Source organism: Paraprevotella clara YIT 11840, from assembly GCF_000233955.1.
In the GTDB taxonomy this organism is placed as follows: Bacteria; Bacteroidota; Bacteroidia; order Bacteroidales; family Bacteroidaceae; genus Paraprevotella; species Paraprevotella clara.
The window spans coordinates 223,496-240,015 of the sequence record NZ_JH376597.1 but is presented as its reverse complement, the minus strand read 5'-3'; the positions used below and the strand labels follow the sequence as shown (position 1 = coordinate 240,015).

Here is a 16,520-nt window from a genome sequence, read left to right as displayed (position 1 = left end):
GATATATTATGGGAAAGATTATTGGAATTGACTTGGGAACTACAAACTCTTGTGTTTCCGTATTTGAAGGTAACGAACCGGTAGTAATCGCGAACAACGAAGGCAAGCGTACGACTCCTTCTATCGTGGCGTTTAAAAACGGCGAACGCTTGGTGGGTGATCCGGCCAAACGTCAGGCGATTACGAATCCGAAGAATACCATTTTCTCTATCAAACGTTTCATGGGTGAGACCTATGATCAGGTACAGAAAGAAATAGCACGTGTGCCTTATTCAGTAGTAAAAGGAGATAACAACACGCCTCGTGTGGATATTGAGGGGCGTCTCTATACTCCGCAGGAAATCTCTGCCATGATTCTCCAGAAGATGAAAAAGACGGCTGAGGACTATCTGGGTCAGGAGGTGACGGAAGCCGTGATTACCGTGCCGGCTTATTTTTCGGATTCTCAGCGTCAGGCGACGAAAGAGGCCGGACAGATTGCCGGTTTGGAAGTGAAACGTATTGTGAATGAACCGACGGCTGCGGCTTTGGCTTACGGTGTGGATAAGTCCAATAAGGACATGAAGATTGCTGTCTTCGACTTGGGAGGTGGTACATTTGATATTTCCATACTGGAGTTTGGTAGCGGTGTATTCGAGGTGCTTTCTACCAATGGTGATACTCACCTCGGAGGTGATGATTTCGACCAAGTGATTATCGACTGGCTGGCTGCTGACTTCAAGTCGGAAGAAGGAGTTGATTTGAAGCAAGACCCGATGGCATTGCAACGTTTGAAAGAAGCTGCCGAGAAGGCCAAGATTGAATTGTCTTCTTCTACGACTACGGAAATCAATTTGCCTTATATCACGGCTGTAGGCGGTGTGCCCAAGCACTTGGTGAAGACTTTGACGCGTGCTAAGTTCGAGCAGTTGGCCGATAATTTGATTCAGGCTTGTAAGGTACCGTGCCAGAAGGCAATGCAGGATGCCGGTTTGAGTAATTCAGACATCGACGAAGTGATTCTTGTCGGCGGTTCGAGTCGTATTCCGGCCATCCAGAAGTTAGTAGAAGATTTCTTCGGCAAAGCTCCGTCTAAAGGTGTAAATCCGGATGAGGTCGTAGCTGTAGGCGCTTCTATCCAAGGGGCCATCCTGAATAAGGAAGCCGGAGTGGGCGACATCGTATTGTTGGATGTGACGCCGTTGTCTATGGGTATTGAGACGATGGGTGGCGTAATGACGAAGTTGATTGAAGCCAATACGACCATTCCGTGCAACAAGAGCGAAGTGTTTAGTACGGCTGCCGACAATCAGACGGAAGTGACTATTCACGTATTGCAGGGAGAACGTCCGATGGCCGCTCAGAATAAGTCTATCGGTCAGTTTAATTTGACCGGCATTGCACCTGCTCGTCGTGGAGTTCCTCAAATTGAGGTGACTTTCGACATCGATGCCAATGGTATTTTGAAAGTGTCTGCCAAGGATAAGGCTACCGGTAAGGAACAGGCTATTCGAATCGAAGCTTCTTCAGGTTTGAGCAAAGACGAAATCGACCGTATGAAAGCTGAGGCTGAGGCTAATGCAGATGCCGACAAGAAAGAGCGTGAAAGAGTAGACAAGATGAATCAGGCTGACTCTATGATTTTCCAGACAGAGAACCAGTTGAAAGAGTTGGGTGATAAGATTCCGGCTGACAAGAAACCTGCTATCGAAGGAGCTTTGCAGAAATTGAAAGATGCTCACAAGGCGGGTGATGTTGCCGCCATCGATGCTGCTATTGCCGAAATGAATGCAGCATGGCAGGCAGCCAGTGCACAGATGTATCAGGGTGGTGCACAGCCTGGAGCCGGTGCACAGCAGAATGCTGGAGGACAGAGTAATACCAACGCCGGAAACTCTTCTTCTGATGATAGTATTCAAGATGCAGATTTTGAGGAAGTGAAGTAATTGCATTAGGTGTTAGTTAATAGATGTGAGCTCCCTCCACCAACTTTTGAAAGTTGGTGGAGGGAGTTCTTTTGTTTGTATACTTTTATTTGAGTAGAGAGGCCGGGTATTTCAAGTCTTACTTACCCCTTTCCAAGATAAGTTTTAATGAGGGATTCGAGTCTCTTCCGGGGTTTATTCGGGGTGTACGAAGCATCGCTTGCATGTTTGGTATAGAGCATGCAATAACAAATATATGGGGCCGATAATCGCGACAAGAACCCATAATACTGCATTTAGGAACAATAATAAGAATGCGTAAAAGCGTTGCATCTTTGTGAAGTTGGAAAATATAATACTGGATTATGCTTGCAAAAGTATGGCTTTTTTCGTACCTTTCGAAATATAACCATATAAAATATTGAAAAGATGAAGAATGTGAATAAAATAATAAAGGACGTGGTTTTCGGGCTTGCCGTTACGGCGGTCGGACTATGGGTTCCGCATACTGCTGATGCATGTACGGGAATTACGTTGAAGTCGCAGGACGGCGCCACCGTCTTGGCTCGTACCATAGAGTGGGGCGGCAGTTATCTGAATAGCCGTTATGTGGTTGTGCCTCGGGGGTATGTGCAACAATCGTATGTGCCGGGCGGACAAAAAAACGGATTGGAATTTACGGCGGTATACGGTTATGTAGGGATAGCCGTGGAGTTGGAGGATTTTGTGGCCGACGGACTGAACGAGGCCGGACTGGCTGCCGGTTTGTTTTACTTCCCTCACTACGGTAGTTATGAAGCGTACGATGAGGGGCAACGTGAGAGTACTTTGTCCGATTTGCAACTGGTACCTTGGATGTTGTCTCAGTTCAAGACGGTGGATGAGGTAAAAGAGGCACTCGGAACGGTGCATGTGGTGTCGTCCGACCCGCGTGCCTCTACGGCTCATTGGCGCATTGCGGACGCTTCGGGACGACAGGTCGTGTTGGAGATTGTGGACGGCATTCCTCATTTTTATGAAAATGAATTAGGCGTGCTCACCAACTCTCCGGGCTTTGAATGGCAGATGACGAACCTGAACAATTATGTAAACCTGTATGCAGGAGTGGCGGAAGCCAAGCCGTTCGGCAAGGTGAAGCTCGCCGCTTTTGGTGCAGGCAGCGGCTTTTTAGGGATTCCCGGCGATGTGACGCCTCCGTCCCGTTTTGTGCGTGCCGCTTTCTATCAGACTTCTTCTCCCGTGCAGGCTACGGCGCAAAAGACGGTACTGCAAGCTTTCCAGATATTGAACAATTTCGACATTCCCGTGGGGATTGAATTTGCAGATGCCAAGGTGCCGGCGGATATTCCGAGCGCTACGCAGTGGACTTCCGCCACGGACATGAAGGATTTGGTGTTTTATTACCGTACCATGTACAACAGCGAAATCCGGAGCATCGATTTGAAGGCCATAGACTTTGCCCGTGTGAAGTACCGTTCTGTAGCGATAGACGATGTGAAAGAACAACCGATTGTCCCGATTATATTGAATTAGTGGCGGAAAAATTGTACTTTTGCAGGGAAATAAAGATGACGACGAATGAAAATAGGAATTATTGCAGCGATGGCTTCCGAACGCGAACAGTTGACCCGGTTGGTCGCGGAGATGCGTAAGGAGCGACATGGACTTTTTGAATATACCATAGGACAGTTGGGCGGGAACACCTTATATATCATGGAGTGCGGCATTGGGAAAGTGAATGCAGCCGTCGGTGCGTCCGAACTGACGGCCCGCATGCAGCCGGATGTGGTGGTGAGTACGGGAGTGGCCGGAGGCATCGACGCAAAAGCCGGTGTGATGGAAGTCGTGGCGGCTTCGGAGGTGGTCTATCATGACGTATGGTGCGGCATGGGGAATGTCTACGGGCAGATTCAGGGATTGCCTCCCCGGTTCACGTGCGACGAAAGATTGGTTCGCAAGGCCGTTTCGTTGCCGTCATCGGTTCCCGTGCATGCCGGGTTGATTTGTACTGGTGACAAGTTCATCACGGAGCGCGGCGAACTGGATGCCATAAAAGCCGAATTTCCTGAGGGGTTGGCCGTAGACATGGAATCGGCTGCCATAGCGCAGGTTTGCCACCTCTACCGCGTGCCTTTCATCAGTTTCCGGATTATCAGCGACACGCCGGGAGCCGATGCGCACTGGCAGCAGTACGAGAATTTTTGGGAAACGATGGCCGACCGTTCTTTCGGGGTAGTACGTACCTTCTTGGAGAGTTTGCCTTCTTCTTTGTCTTAATTCGAAAAAACATATAAATCCAATGAAGAAAATTCCAAGTTTTACGATTGACCACATCCACTTGTTGCGGGGCATTTACGTTTCCCGTAAAGATGGAGTGGGAGGTGAGACAGTGACCACGTTCGATGTCCGCATGAAAGAACCCAACCGTGAGCCGGCTTTGGGGCAAGGCGCGTTGCATACAATAGAACATCTGGCGGCCACGTTCCTGCGCAATCATCCGGTATGGTCCGATAAGATTGTATATTGGGGACCGATGGGGTGCCTGACGGGAAATTACCTGCTGATGAAGGGGGACTTGCAGTCGGAGGATATTGTGGAACTGATGAAAGAAACGTTCCGTTTCATTGCGGAATATGAAGGGGAAGTTCCCGGAGCAACCCCGCGTGACTGCGGCAATTATTTGTTGCAGGACTTGCCGATGGCCAAATGGGAGTCTGCCAAGTACCTCCATGAAGTGCTGGAACAGGTGACGGACGCCAATTTGCATTATCCGTCGCAGGAAGGTTGAACCGTGTGGAGGCAGAGACGGAAATCCGTTGCGTAGGAGTGGACGGTGGATATTTTTTCAGGAACTTGAAGGGGATGGCTTCGTGCGAAGCCATCCCCTTTTTTAGCGATCGTTTTTCCGGATACCGGAATAGGGTGTAAGGATTGCAGAACGCCTTTTTCCGTTCTGCTGAGAATGAAAAATCGTTTGGCTGAGAACGGAAAATCGTTTGCCTGAGATTGATTTTCCGTTTGGCGCAGAACGGAAAATCAAAATGAGGGAAGCTGTAATTGATTCTAATACAATGCTTTATAAAATATTGGAGATGCCGTTTGCTTTTTCTCGAATGTCCGTAAATATGACGGGGACGCCGGTTTCATTTGCCCAACGGTTGTATCTTCCGTCTTAATGCCTTGGAGATTTCCAGGAACATGTATTGCCGTGGGAGCGTATGGATGCGTGCGCTGTCGGCCGAGTATTTACGATGGGCATACTCTTTGGATTTCTCGAAAGTGAGCCGTGACATTTCTTCCTGCGACTTGCCTTCGGAAGTGGAATCCAGTTTTTCTTCGGGGAAGAAATCATCCAGGTCTATGTCTCCGATCATCGTTGTCTCCAGAAAATTGGCCTGACTGTGATTGCGGTCGGTGTAATACCCTACGTACATGTGCCCCGGAATGCGCACCAATATCGGGTCGATGTTGATGGCGCGGAGCAGGGAGGCGAACAATACGCTGCCGTCCACGCAGTTGATTTGCGAAGAAGCCAGAGCGTCTTCCAACGTCCGTACACGCTGGGAATAGACTACGTTGCTCGATAGGCTGCTGTATGAAATCGAACTGTAACGGAACTTGCGCCGTTGCAGTACGTTCCAAAGGGCATAGACCTGCTTGTCCACGTAGTCTTTACGCTTGTTCTGATAGCCCATAAAGCGGTTGACGATACGTGTGTTCAAGGCTTCCCGCAGGATTTTGTCTATCAACGGACTGTCTTCGTTCACGTATGCGGCAAACAGGACTCCCGTATTGTGAAAGCGGTTCTTCTTGTCATTGTAGCCGATGAGGCATTCATTGATGCTGCGCACGGAGAAAGTACGTACGCGTTGGCTTGCCTCCCGGTCTTTGATTTGTACTTCCACCGACACGGTGATAGGCTCGGCCTGTGTGTTATTGCGTAAAGCGTCGTAGTTCCAAAGAATATCGGGATACACCGTGTAAGCCTTTCCTTCCTCGGGAAGGATGAATTCCGATACGGAACGTTTGAAAAACGGCGTTTCTGCCACCTCTACATGCAGGCGGGCGTCTTTTACGGGGCTTGTGATTTGTATTGAGATTCCCGATTTGGGATTCCCCAGCGCGCCTTTTTCCGTGGGGGCTACGATAAGGGTGTCCGTAGTGGCTGTGGAGAGAATCAGGGAAGGGAAGATGTTTCCCCCTAATTCGTCATTCAGTTCAAACGTGGTGGAGGGGAAGATTTTATCACGTAAGTGGAAGAATGCTACCGTAAGTCCCCCGGCCAGAATCAGGAGGGCCAGAATCCATATTATGCGTTGGGTTGCGCCGCGGCCTATTTTAATGACTACCATATCACGTTTGTTTTTTATCTTTTTGCGAATTTACGAAAAAAAGATAGAAGTTGTGTGGTTTTGCATCAAGAGAAATGCGGTTGCTCTCTTCCTAAGAGAGCGACAACCTTTGTCATATTGGCATTTCTACGTGCTTTCCAAGGAGGCTTTATTTGTGTTTTTCAAACAAAAAGTAACGGTTTGGCAAACTTTTATTAATGTTTATTTGTCGAATCTATAGATTTTCAATAAATTTGCAACCGTTGTCGCTCTCTTAGGAAGAGAGAGATAAAAAAGAATGATTTGCCGAAATGCAAATTTTACCGGAATAGAATGAAGGTTACGGTTTTATTAACGTGTTTTTTAGTATAGTATTCATATAAAATAAAATGATTATGAGAAGAAGTTTACTAACTATTGCTGCTGCTTGTATGTGGTTTGCGGGTACGAACGTTATGGCTATGGGAACTCCAGTGGAAGTGGCGGCTGCTGCCGAGGGAGATGATTGTTCAAATCCGATTGCTGTGAATCAAGGTATGTACACTCCTATAAAGGCTAATCATCCGACATGGTTCAAGATAAATCTGGTTTATCCCGGTTTGTATAGTGTGCGACAGTTCACGGCTACAGGTTCCTCGGCTACGGTCACTTCTGTGAAAGTGAAGAGCGGTGATTGCAATGCCGTGGAGAACGAAAGCAATCTTTTGATGCCGGACCAGGTTTATGCCAAATCCGGTGAGAACCTGTTTTGTGTGACTTGTTCGGGGGATACTCAGATTATGTTCCAGATGTCTTCCCCTGTAGCCAGTTGCCAGAACCATCCGGAACGTATGACCGTATTGTCCGAAAATACGGGAGTTACATATCCTAATGCCGTTTATGAGAACTATTGGCGTTTTATCGCTCCTGAGACGGCTACTTATTTGGTGACAAATAAGGCTCCGCAGGGAACGATTCTCCAAGTCGGGACGTTGGAAGAAGATGACAACGCCAAATTTGCCTGCAATTTTGAGGATGCCCAGATGGCCGAAGTGGGTGAAAATGGAGAGGGCAAGGTTTATGTGGAAATGAAAGAAGGCCAGACTTACGTGATCTCCAGCGAAACTTTTGCCAAAATGAGTACGGGTATGCCGAGTGTTCAAATCAGCAAGGATGCGACAGGCGTTCGTAGCGTTTCCGAGACTTATAGCGATATGAAGGTCAGCAAAGTGGCCGAAAGGGAATATCGTGTCAGCAGCTATTTGTTGGGCGAAGGTGCCGGTATATATGTGTACGATATGAGCGGACGTGTAATCAACAGCATCAAGGCACAACCGGCTTCCGATGCTGCGATCGTAAACCTGTCCGGTGTTCCTGCCGGGACATATATGTTCTTGGTTGTAGGCCGTAGCAAGTCTGCTTCGACTAAAGTTATTGTGGAATAAGTGAAAACGGTATTTTGATGGATAAAAGGGCGGTCCTAACCTTTTTGGGGTTAGGCCGTTCTCCTTTTTTTATATATGAACATTCCGAAGATTATATTAAGTGGCTTGCTGGTCTGCCTGTGCGTTTGTGGGTGGGCGCGTCCTGTATCTTTAAAACAGGCTTTAGCGCAAGCCGAAGCATTTTATGAACTAAAGACGGTTTCCGCGCCGAGAAATGTACGTTCTTTGTCCGCGAAACCTCGTTTTGAACTATCTTATGTGGCTTACCGTAAAGGTAAAGTTGCGCCCCGTAGGATGGTTTCTGCAGAAGAAGCCTGTTTCTATGTGGTGAATGTGAACGGGAATGAAGGTTTTGTCATTGTGTCGGGTGACGACCGCGCCCGTCCCATATTAGCCTATAGTCTGCATGGCGGATTTACTCCCGACGCCCTTCCTGCCAATAGTCAAAGTTGGCTGCAAGGTTATCAAGAAGAAATTTCCTTATTGAAAGATATGCCCGAGGACGGGGCGGAGAGTAAGGCTGCCGCATTTCGGAAAACGGATTATCCGACGGATGTCATACAGCCTATGTTGCAGACCCAATGGACTCAGGCGGATCCGTTCAATTTGTTCTGTCCGACGGAAAACGAATCCGGCGAGTCGGACGAAAGATGTGTCGTGGGATGTGTGGCCACAGCCATGGCACAGTTGATGTATTATCATCGCTGGCCTCAGCGTCCTTCGGGATATATAAAATATTATGACCGGAAACAGTCGGTTTACCGTGAGTTTGATTTTGATGAGTGTCCGGATTTCGATTGGGATAATATGCTTGCCTATTATCCTTATGCCTCGGGTACGGAAGCGCAGCGTCATGCCGTGGCCAATCTGAGTGTTTGTGCCGGATATGCCTGTAAGATGGCTTACTCAAGGAGTGAAAGTACGGCCTTCCTGAAGGATGCAGCCATTGGTTTACGGGACTTCTTGGGATACGATGCCAATATGCATCGTCATATCCGTGCGCTTACTCCTTATGACGAATGGGTGAAGATACTGGTCGACGAACTGCAAGCCGGTCGTCCCGTGCTTTATGAAGGATTCAATAATAAGGCCGGCCATGCTTTTCTTTGCGATGGTTACGACGGAGACGGGCTGTTTCATTTTAATTGGGGATGGGGTGGTTCCAGTGATGGATATTATGCCCTTTCGGCTATGAATCCGAGTACGCAGGGCATCGGAGGCTCCAACGGGTCTTATGCTTTTAACCAAACTATGGTATGCCGTATCCAACCGCCGGTAAGTTCCTCAACGCCGCAGCCGAACCGGCTTTATATCTCGTCGCTTTATGCCCGCCGGCCGGCTCCCAGCTACGAATACGTAAGTGAAGGCGTGGTCGAAGCAGGACGCGACGAAAGTATCGGAGTGGGATGTTATTTCAATGCGGAGACGGTGGCTGCGTTCGCCACGACGGTTTGTGCCGGCATTTACCGTGACGGGGTCGTGGTGCCCCTTACCGTTGAGCGCGAAATGGCTGTACCTTCCAACAATGACGCCCAATGGTTCACTGCTTTTTTGGACTTGTCTTCTTTGGACGAAGGTTCCTATGAAGTGGGACTGTATTATAAAGGTGATGACGGACTTTGGTCGCCCATGCAAGCCGAACAGGCAAATGCTTCTGCTTTTCGTCTTGTGATAGGAACCGAGACTGTGACGATGGAGAAAATTCATCCTGATTTTCGTATAGCCTTGGCTGAAGATTTCCAACCGGGTATTTTGTATACGACCGGCCTGAAGACTTGGCAGCTTCATATCACGAATCTGGGGGCTGTACGACTTGAAGGATGGGTCGGCATACGGATGCAGAGTGAAGAGGCCGGAGTGGATACTCTTTTTGCTTCGTTGGCTTATTGTGAGGCGGGAGAAGACGTGACGGTCAATGTATTGGCTAATTTGGATGGCATGGCGGCTGTTGATTATCAGTTGACTCCGTATTATTGCAGTGTGAACGGTATTTATGCCAAACCAACGGTGGATAACAGTATATCTTTGGGTGAGAGCGTTACGGTGAAGGCTACGCGTAAACCGCTGGTCAGTGTAATGACTCCTTCCGACGGATTTAAGTTGAATCGGCGTGATGGGAGTGTGACAGTGGAAGTGTCTCAACCCTCTTCTAAGATACCGTTTGTAGGACGTATCTATGCCGAAATATTCCGCAAGACGGCTACGGGAGAGGAGACTACCGGTGTGAAAGTCTATTCCGGGCTCTTGGAATTAACCAAACCATCGGTAACGGATGTAACGCTTTGGGCCTCTGAAACGGTGGATTTGCCTTTAGGCGGCGGGTATAATATCGTGTTTTATTTTGATGACGGCTATGCTACGGCATTTTCGTCCGGCTCATTGACGGTCGTGGACGAAGGTTCTTCGGTAGAAGAGGTCGGATGGGCTTCAGAAGTCACTTATCGGCGCGCAGAAGCTCTGGTGACACTCTGTGTGCCCCAAGCCGGACAAGTTTCTATCATCAGCTTGTCGGGTATGGTGGTGCGTAACGCTTCTCTTGCGGCCGGAATCAAAACAGATATTTCCGTGAAAGACTTGCCTTCCGGACTGTATTTTGTTCGGATTGGAACGGGAGGCCGTGTGCAAATAAAAGAAATCGTGATACCTTAACCCATACAATTATTAAGATGTGTAAGAACAGGTTTTTACCATTTTGCGGCCATGCCGCGTGCGTGTTGACTTTGTGGGTGGGACACCCGTATTGTTCCGTAGTGCAGGCTGCAACTCCGGAAATGGCGGGACAAGTTACCCAGACAAGTCGGTATAAAGTGACAGGAACGATTATTGATGACATGGGAGAGCCGCTTCCCGGTGCTTCGGTCCGGATAAAAGGGACTGATACGGGTGCCATATCCGGAATGGATGGCACGTTTGAAATCCCGGTCAAGGGCACGGGGAAAGTTACTCTGGTCGTTTCTTATATAGGAATGGAGAGTATAGAACGCCAGGCTGTGCCAGGAAAGAATTTGAATATCCGTATGGCACAAGAAGAACGTATAATGAACGAGCTTATTGTGACCGGATTCCAGACGATTTCGCGCGAGCGTGCTACCGGTTCGGCCGTAATTGTCAATAGCGAGGACTTAAACCAAGTGCAGGCGCCCGACCTTGTGGCGAAACTGGAAGGTATTGCTCCGGGTCTGAGTACCTATAACAATGAACTGAGCATTCGCGGAGTTTCGTCGTTTGCCGTGGGCACGACTCCGCTTCTTGTGGTTGACGGGCAACCGAGCAGCCTGACCTTGGAAGACTTGAATCCGGAGACGGTGGAAACCATAACGGTGTTGAAGGATGCTGCGGCAACGTCGCTATACGGTGTGCGTGCTTCCAACGGGGTCATTGTCGTGACGACCAAGCAGGCTGAAAACGACAAGCTCAATGTCAATGTGTCGTTAGGTTACTACCTCAAACCTTTGCCGTCGCTCGACTACATGCACTATGCTTCGACGAGCGACATCATTGATTTGGAGCGCGACAACTTGCTGTCCGACCCGGAATATATCAAGAGCCCTACAGCTTATTTCTCAACGATGACGGCCAAATCGAGTCCGGCGTATATGACACAAGTGGACATGCTTTACTACCGTATGGCCATGGGCGAAATCACACAGGAAGAGGTGAATGCGGGACTGGACCGTTTGCGTGGCAACGACTATCGCCGGGAGTACCGCAAAAAGCTGCAACACCTGAATCTGACGCAGGATTACAACGTGACGCTTTCGAAAGGCGGGGGGAAGAACGACCTTTTTTTCTCGGCGCGCTATCAGGAACTCGGACAGTACAACCGGTACGACGAAGCCCGTAACATTTCACTTTATCTGAAGAATACGTTGTCGGTAGCTTCCTGGATGAAACTTACGTTAGGGATGGATACCCGTTTCAACCGAAGTGAGTTTTGTCAGGCTTCCGGAATGGGATATACCAGCGCCATGCCTTATGACCGTCTTTACGACGACGATGGCCAGCCGGTGAATCGTTATATTTATAATCAAGTGCTGGCTGAACAGTTGGCCACACAGGACGGATATTACGATATGGGGTTCAACGCAGCGGAAGAGTCTGAGCATAACATCAAGAAGACCGACCGCCAATATCTGAAACTGTTCTTGCATACGGATTTCAACATTACCAAGGATTTGGATTTGGAGTTGAAATTCCAGTATGAACGAAACCATGCCGAAACCAATGAGTATGACGAGGAAAATTCCTATATGATGCGTTCCATCCTCAACGAATTTGCATCGCGCAACGATGATGGTACGCTGACTTATCATATCCCACGTGGGGGACATTTGCTCACGGGGAATACGAATGCCAGTTACTATAACTTGCGGGGGCAGTTCAATTACAAAAAGGAATTTGCCGGAAAGCATGATGTTTCAGCTTTGTTGGGAGGAGAAATACGGCAGGACAAGAACCGTTCGGCAAGTAGCGAACGTTACGGCTATGATGACATGCGCCTGACATATTCTATGGTCGATTGGGCCACGCTGTCGAAAGACGGAGTGGAAGGAGGGCTCTATTCCGCTTTGCGGCGCAGAAGTGAGGTCTTGAACGTCTATGAAGAAATGCATCGCTATGTATCAGCTTATTTCAATGCCGGTTATACCTACGACACCCGTTATTCTCTGAACGGGAGCGTGCGTGTGGAACAGGCGGATCTTTTCGGTACGGACCCCAAATATCGTTATCGTCCCTTATGGTCGGTGGGGGCCAGTTGGAATGTGACGAATGAACGTTTTGTCAAAGATGCGGGAATGGATTGGCTGGACATGTTCAAACTGCGCCTGACTTATGGCATTACGGGAAATGTAGACCAGACCTCGTCTCCTTATCTGTTGGCTTACTATCTTACTTCCCTTTATACGAATTCACCCATTACTACGTTGCAGACTCCTCCCAATAGCTCGTTGCGTTGGGAAAAGACCTCTACGCTGAACTTCGGTATGGATTTCATGTTGCTCGGCAGATTGACGGGAAGTTTTGATGTATATCGGCGTTATAGTTCGGATTTGTTGGTCAATAAAAGCATAGACCCTTCGTTGGGATTCGATGGAAAGGCACGTGCCAATAACGGAGAGATGCAGAATAATGGTGTGGAACTCTCTCTTTCTTACGATTGGTTGAAGAAGCGTGATATGTCTTTCACCACATCATTCTCGGCAGCTTACAATAAGAATGAAATCAAGAAAGTGGATTATGAACCCACCGATGCATTGGATATGATGCGTGAGCCTACATCCAACTATAAGATGGGAGATACTTATAACTCTCTTTATGCCTATCGTTATGCGGGCTTGACAGCAACCGGTGACCCGTCTGTTTACGATGAAAACGGCAATGTCATTTCCATAGAACAGGTGCGTAATGTGAATGCCGTGGTTTGTGTGGGGCAACTTACTCCGAAATGGAATGGTGCATTGCAGCTCGACTTCCGTTGGAAAGGATTGAATGTGTTTGCCAAAGTCGTTTATTATACCGGCCATGCTCTGCGTGACGATGTGGTAACGCTTTATGATCCATACAATGCTATCGAGGGAGGAGCGATTCACGAAGATATTTCACGCCGCTGGACTCCGGAACATACGGATACCGATATTCCGGCCATGGGACTGCATACCAATGTAGGGGAACGCAACTATCATTGGAAATATGCCGATGTGAATACGGAGAGCGCTTCGTTCATCAAACTGAGGAATATCGGAGTGTCCTACACTTTGCCTCAGGGACTTGTGTCGAAACTGAAAATGAAAGGCATAACAGTGAAGGCTCAGGTGGACAATCTGTGTTATTGGGCTGCCAACAAGCGTGATATTGACCCCGAGGCTTTCAATGCAAATACTGGAACCCGTACGGACGCTATCATGCCGAGCTATGTTTTAGGGCTTAATGTGAAATTCTAAAAAGAACAAATGATGAGGAATATAATAAGAAATTGGACGGCTTGTATCGGCATGGTCGTAACGTTGGCGGCCTGCGACGACTATTTGGATATTACGCCCAAAGGTAAGGCTTTGCTGAAATCTACCGAAGATTATTTGGGATTGATAGAGGACAGGTCGCCCGAATATGATATGATGAATAGCTGGATTTTGGCCGGTGAGGCCAGTTGGTATAAGGCCGAAGAGTTGAAAAGTTATACCAATCCGTTGAACTCGGTAGCCTATTTCTGGGACGAGTCGTACGATCGTGCCGGGGATATGATAGAGAATGCTGCTTACAATGCATGTTATGACCGTATTACGAAATTCAATGTCGTGGTGGACGGTATTGCCTCGTCCGAGGGAAAGGAAGAGGACAAACGGATGGGAGAAGCGCAGGCACGAGTGTTGAGAGCATACAATTACTTTTTCTTGATAAACACTTTTGCCCGTCCTTATGATCCTGCTACGGCCTATCAGACTCACGGTATCATTGTCAGGGAAAAGATGTTCGAGAGTTTGGAAGATGTGGGGATACAGCAGTCGGTAGGCTATACCTATGATTTTATACAGCGCGACATAGAAGCGGCTATACCTGATTTGCCGCATAAGGCTACAAATTCGTTTCGTCCCGACAAGACTTTTGGATACGCTTTCAAAGCCAAGGTACATTTATTCCGACGGGAGTTCGAACAATGTATAGAAGCATGCGATTCCGCACTTGCGGAGGCCGCCCGGGCCGGGCACGAGTTGTGGGATATGACGGAAGGCTATAACACTTTTGCTCCGATGCTTGTGGCGGCAGGATACCCTGAAATGGCGATAGACGAACCTCAGTATGCGGGAGTGAACGACTTTGTCGAGAATGTATGGAAAACGAGAATACCTTTTGAGTATGATGCCCCGGAACAACTGTTGTATCAGTTCGGTTCCACTTATACCGATCCTTATCCTATGTACGTGCCCAAGCAAGTGCTGGATCTTTTCCAGAAGGATGCGGATTTGCGCTATCGTTATTGCATCCGTTACAAGGCCGAGCACGAGACGGCTCCGGCGGGTGACAGTAACTTTTCAACGTTGGCTATCAAGTGGAATCCCGGCGGGATGAGATTGTCCGAAGTCTATCTGATGTTGGCTGAATGTTATGCCCGTAAGGGCAACACGGCAGATCTGTCTAAAGCCATGGGGTATATGGAAACATTGCGTGCCTGCCGTATGGTTCCCGGTCGCTATCAGCCTTTTGCGCCGACCGATGCGGAAGAAGCGTTACGTTTGGTACGCGAGGAACGTAAACGTGAACTTTTCCTCACTTGTAACGGTTTCTTTGACCTCAGACGTTTTGTTACGGAGTTCAACGAGACGCAGACACGTGTGGTTGAAGGGAAAACCTATACTTTGTCTCCTGCGTCTCATTTGCTAACGTATCCGTTCCCTTTGAAGGCTATGCAGACGAGTAATTTGATTCAAAATAGTAAATGACGATGGAAAGAAAAAGATTGATAAGCTTAGTCGGCGGTTTATGCCTGACGGTGATAGGGACCGTAGGGGCCAAGGCACAAGAAGTGTATATAACGGTCGAGAATAAAAGTACGGAAGACGTGTTTCTGCAACCGGAAGATACGACGGGGTATCGTAAGGTTCTTCCCGGAACCACCGTAATGAAACCGGTCGTGGACGGTGCTTGTTATTATCGCTTTGTGGATGCCAATTCCAATTTCTACTCTTTATACGTGGAACCGGGAGACACATTGGAATTACTGTATGACGGGAAAAAACTTTCTTGGAGCGGTACGAAAGCCCGGGTACAGACTTTTCTGGACGAACATCGTTATATAGGCCGTGCTCCGGAACCTATAAAAACTTATTCTCAAGAGTGGGTGCATTATAATGAAGAGAAGCTGGGAGAGCTATACGGCCTATTGGACCGCTCCGGTTTGCCTGCAAACTTTGTGGCGGTTCACAAAGAATATCTTCGTTTTGTGTTTCTGAATCTCAGATTGAATGCCCGTACCATGCAAATGTTCGGACATGGAGCCGATGCAGGTCGGGATTATTATGACTTTTTGAGAACGCTTACCTTCGGAGATTCCCTTATTCTTTGCCTGCCCAAATGGTTCTCCGTAATGAAAGACGCTATGGAAGAGATGGAGAAACAAGGCTTTTTGACGGTTTCCGCCACCCATTATCTTCCGATTTATGCGGAGCGCATTACAGACGAGAAGCTACGCTCGAGATTTCTGGTGGAGATGCTGAGATTCACTTTACGTAAGGGATTCTCTGACGATTTCAATGTATATGTAGATGATGTGCGTCCGTTGATAACCGACAGGAAAGCTTTGGAGGATTTGGCGGAAATAGAAAAACAGTACCTTACCTTGCGCGAAAAAAACAAAGATTTGCTCAGGGGGATGGAAATGCCGGACTTTACGGCTTATACCCAAGACGGGAAAGCTTATACCTTATCCGACATGAAAGGCAAGGTGGTAGTCATAGATTTTTGGTTCACCGGTTGTATTCCTTGCCGTGCGGAAATGCCTTACTTCGACCGTCTGGCAGAAACATTCAAAGACCGTCCGGTTCAATTCCTGTCCGTTTCGTTGGATACCGGCGACCAATTGATGGCACTGTGGAAAAAGATGGTGTCGGAGAAAGGCGGGAAATCACCTGTATTGAATTTGAATCTGCCCGGAGGTTTCCGTTCCGATTTTACGGCAAGAATGAACATCCGTTCTGTTCCTCGCGTGGTATTGGTGGATAAGGATGGACGTATCGTGGATGCCTATGCGAAACGACCTTCCGATCCGAAGTTGAAATTACAGTTGGAAAAGTTGATGAAATAACGTTCCCTTCTCTTGTTGAGAGGGAACAGCCACGATGCCCGGCCTAAGCTTACTTGGACCG

General features: G+C 48.2%; 10 protein-coding genes. 9 read left to right on the top strand and 1 reads right to left on the bottom strand.

Translation table 11 applies throughout. The annotated features are described in order from the left end of the window. The first annotated feature begins 8 nt into the window (after positions 1-8). From dnaK to HMPREF9441_RS07265, 4 genes are all read left to right on the top strand, one after another. A complete protein-coding gene (gene dnaK / locus HMPREF9441_RS07280) occupies positions 9-1,925 on the top strand; it encodes a molecular chaperone DnaK (RefSeq protein ID WP_008619722.1) in 1,917 nt (638 codons plus the stop codon). A gap of 408 nt (positions 1,926-2,333) precedes the next feature. Continuing rightward, positions 2,334-3,437, top strand: coding sequence for a linear amide C-N hydrolase (locus HMPREF9441_RS07275; protein ID WP_008619721.1), 1,104 nt, complete (start codon positions 2,334-2,336; stop codon positions 3,435-3,437). Positions 3,438-3,482: 45 nt separating this feature from the next. Further along, entirely contained in the window at positions 3,483-4,181 is a 699-nt protein-coding gene (locus tag HMPREF9441_RS07270; RefSeq protein WP_008619720.1) for a 5'-methylthioadenosine/adenosylhomocysteine nucleosidase, read from the top strand. Between the two features lie 22 nt (positions 4,182-4,203). After that, positions 4,204-4,692: an S-ribosylhomocysteine lyase gene (locus tag HMPREF9441_RS07265; RefSeq protein WP_008619719.1), complete on the top strand. Its 489-nt coding sequence runs from the start codon at positions 4,204-4,206 to the stop codon at positions 4,690-4,692. Between the two features lie 355 nt (positions 4,693-5,047). On the opposite strand, the gene HMPREF9441_RS07260 is transcribed toward HMPREF9441_RS07265, so the two are convergent. Continuing rightward, the gene (locus HMPREF9441_RS07260; RefSeq protein ID WP_008619716.1) at positions 5,048-6,256 is read right to left on the bottom strand and encodes a hypothetical protein; all 1,209 of its coding nucleotides are present in this window, start codon (positions 6,254-6,256) and stop codon (positions 5,048-5,050) included. Between the two features lie 374 nt (positions 6,257-6,630). On the opposite strand from HMPREF9441_RS07260, the gene HMPREF9441_RS07250 reads away from it, so the two are divergent. The 5 genes from HMPREF9441_RS07250 to HMPREF9441_RS07230 all read left to right on the top strand — a co-directional run bounded on the left by HMPREF9441_RS07250 (position 6,631) and on the right by HMPREF9441_RS07230 (position 16,459). Continuing rightward, positions 6,631-7,659 carry a T9SS type A sorting domain-containing protein gene (locus HMPREF9441_RS07250; RefSeq protein WP_244949670.1) on the top strand — a complete coding sequence of 343 codons (1,029 nt, stop codon included), beginning with the start codon at positions 6,631-6,633 and terminating at the stop codon, positions 7,657-7,659. Positions 7,660-7,734: 75 nt separating this feature from the next. Then, positions 7,735-10,308 carry a C10 family peptidase gene (locus tag HMPREF9441_RS07245; protein ID WP_008619710.1) on the top strand — a complete coding sequence of 858 codons (2,574 nt, stop codon included), beginning with the start codon at positions 7,735-7,737 and terminating at the stop codon, positions 10,306-10,308. Positions 10,309-10,325: 17 nt separating this feature from the next. Further along, the gene (locus tag HMPREF9441_RS07240) at positions 10,326-13,601 is read left to right on the top strand and encodes a SusC/RagA family TonB-linked outer membrane protein (RefSeq protein ID WP_147715946.1); all 3,276 of its coding nucleotides are present in this window, start codon (positions 10,326-10,328) and stop codon (positions 13,599-13,601) included. 12 nt (positions 13,602-13,613) lie between these two features. Further along, a complete protein-coding gene (locus HMPREF9441_RS07235) occupies positions 13,614-15,098 on the top strand; it encodes a RagB/SusD family nutrient uptake outer membrane protein (protein WP_244949669.1) in 1,485 nt (494 codons plus the stop codon). Positions 15,099-15,100: 2 nt separating this feature from the next. Then, complete coding sequence (locus tag HMPREF9441_RS07230; RefSeq protein ID WP_244949668.1) at positions 15,101-16,459, top strand: TlpA family protein disulfide reductase; 1,359 nt, start codon at positions 15,101-15,103, stop codon at positions 16,457-16,459. The last annotated feature ends 61 nt before the right edge of the window (positions 16,460-16,520 follow it).

What these genes read in the sequence shown, in the direction of transcription:
- dnaK (WP_008619722.1), top strand. Translation starts at nt 9, where the DNA reads ATGGGAAAGATTATTGGAATTGACTTGGGAACTACAAACTCTTGTGTT.
- HMPREF9441_RS07275 (WP_008619721.1), top strand. Translation starts at nt 2,334, where the DNA reads ATGAAGAATGTGAATAAAATAATAAAGGACGTGGTTTTCGGGCTTGCC.
- HMPREF9441_RS07270 (WP_008619720.1), top strand. Translation starts at nt 3,483, where the DNA reads ATGAAAATAGGAATTATTGCAGCGATGGCTTCCGAACGCGAACAGTTG.
- HMPREF9441_RS07265 (WP_008619719.1), top strand. Translation starts at nt 4,204, where the DNA reads ATGAAGAAAATTCCAAGTTTTACGATTGACCACATCCACTTGTTGCGG.
- HMPREF9441_RS07260 (WP_008619716.1), bottom strand. Translation starts at nt 6,256, where the DNA reads ATGGTAGTCATTAAAATAGGCCGCGGCGCAACCCAACGCATAATATGG.
- HMPREF9441_RS07250 (WP_244949670.1), top strand. Translation starts at nt 6,631, where the DNA reads ATGAGAAGAAGTTTACTAACTATTGCTGCTGCTTGTATGTGGTTTGCG.
- HMPREF9441_RS07245 (WP_008619710.1), top strand. Translation starts at nt 7,735, where the DNA reads ATGAACATTCCGAAGATTATATTAAGTGGCTTGCTGGTCTGCCTGTGC.
- HMPREF9441_RS07240 (WP_147715946.1), top strand. Translation starts at nt 10,326, where the DNA reads ATGTGTAAGAACAGGTTTTTACCATTTTGCGGCCATGCCGCGTGCGTG.
- HMPREF9441_RS07235 (WP_244949669.1), top strand. Translation starts at nt 13,614, where the DNA reads ATGAGGAATATAATAAGAAATTGGACGGCTTGTATCGGCATGGTCGTA.
- HMPREF9441_RS07230 (WP_244949668.1), top strand. Translation starts at nt 15,101, where the DNA reads ATGGAAAGAAAAAGATTGATAAGCTTAGTCGGCGGTTTATGCCTGACG.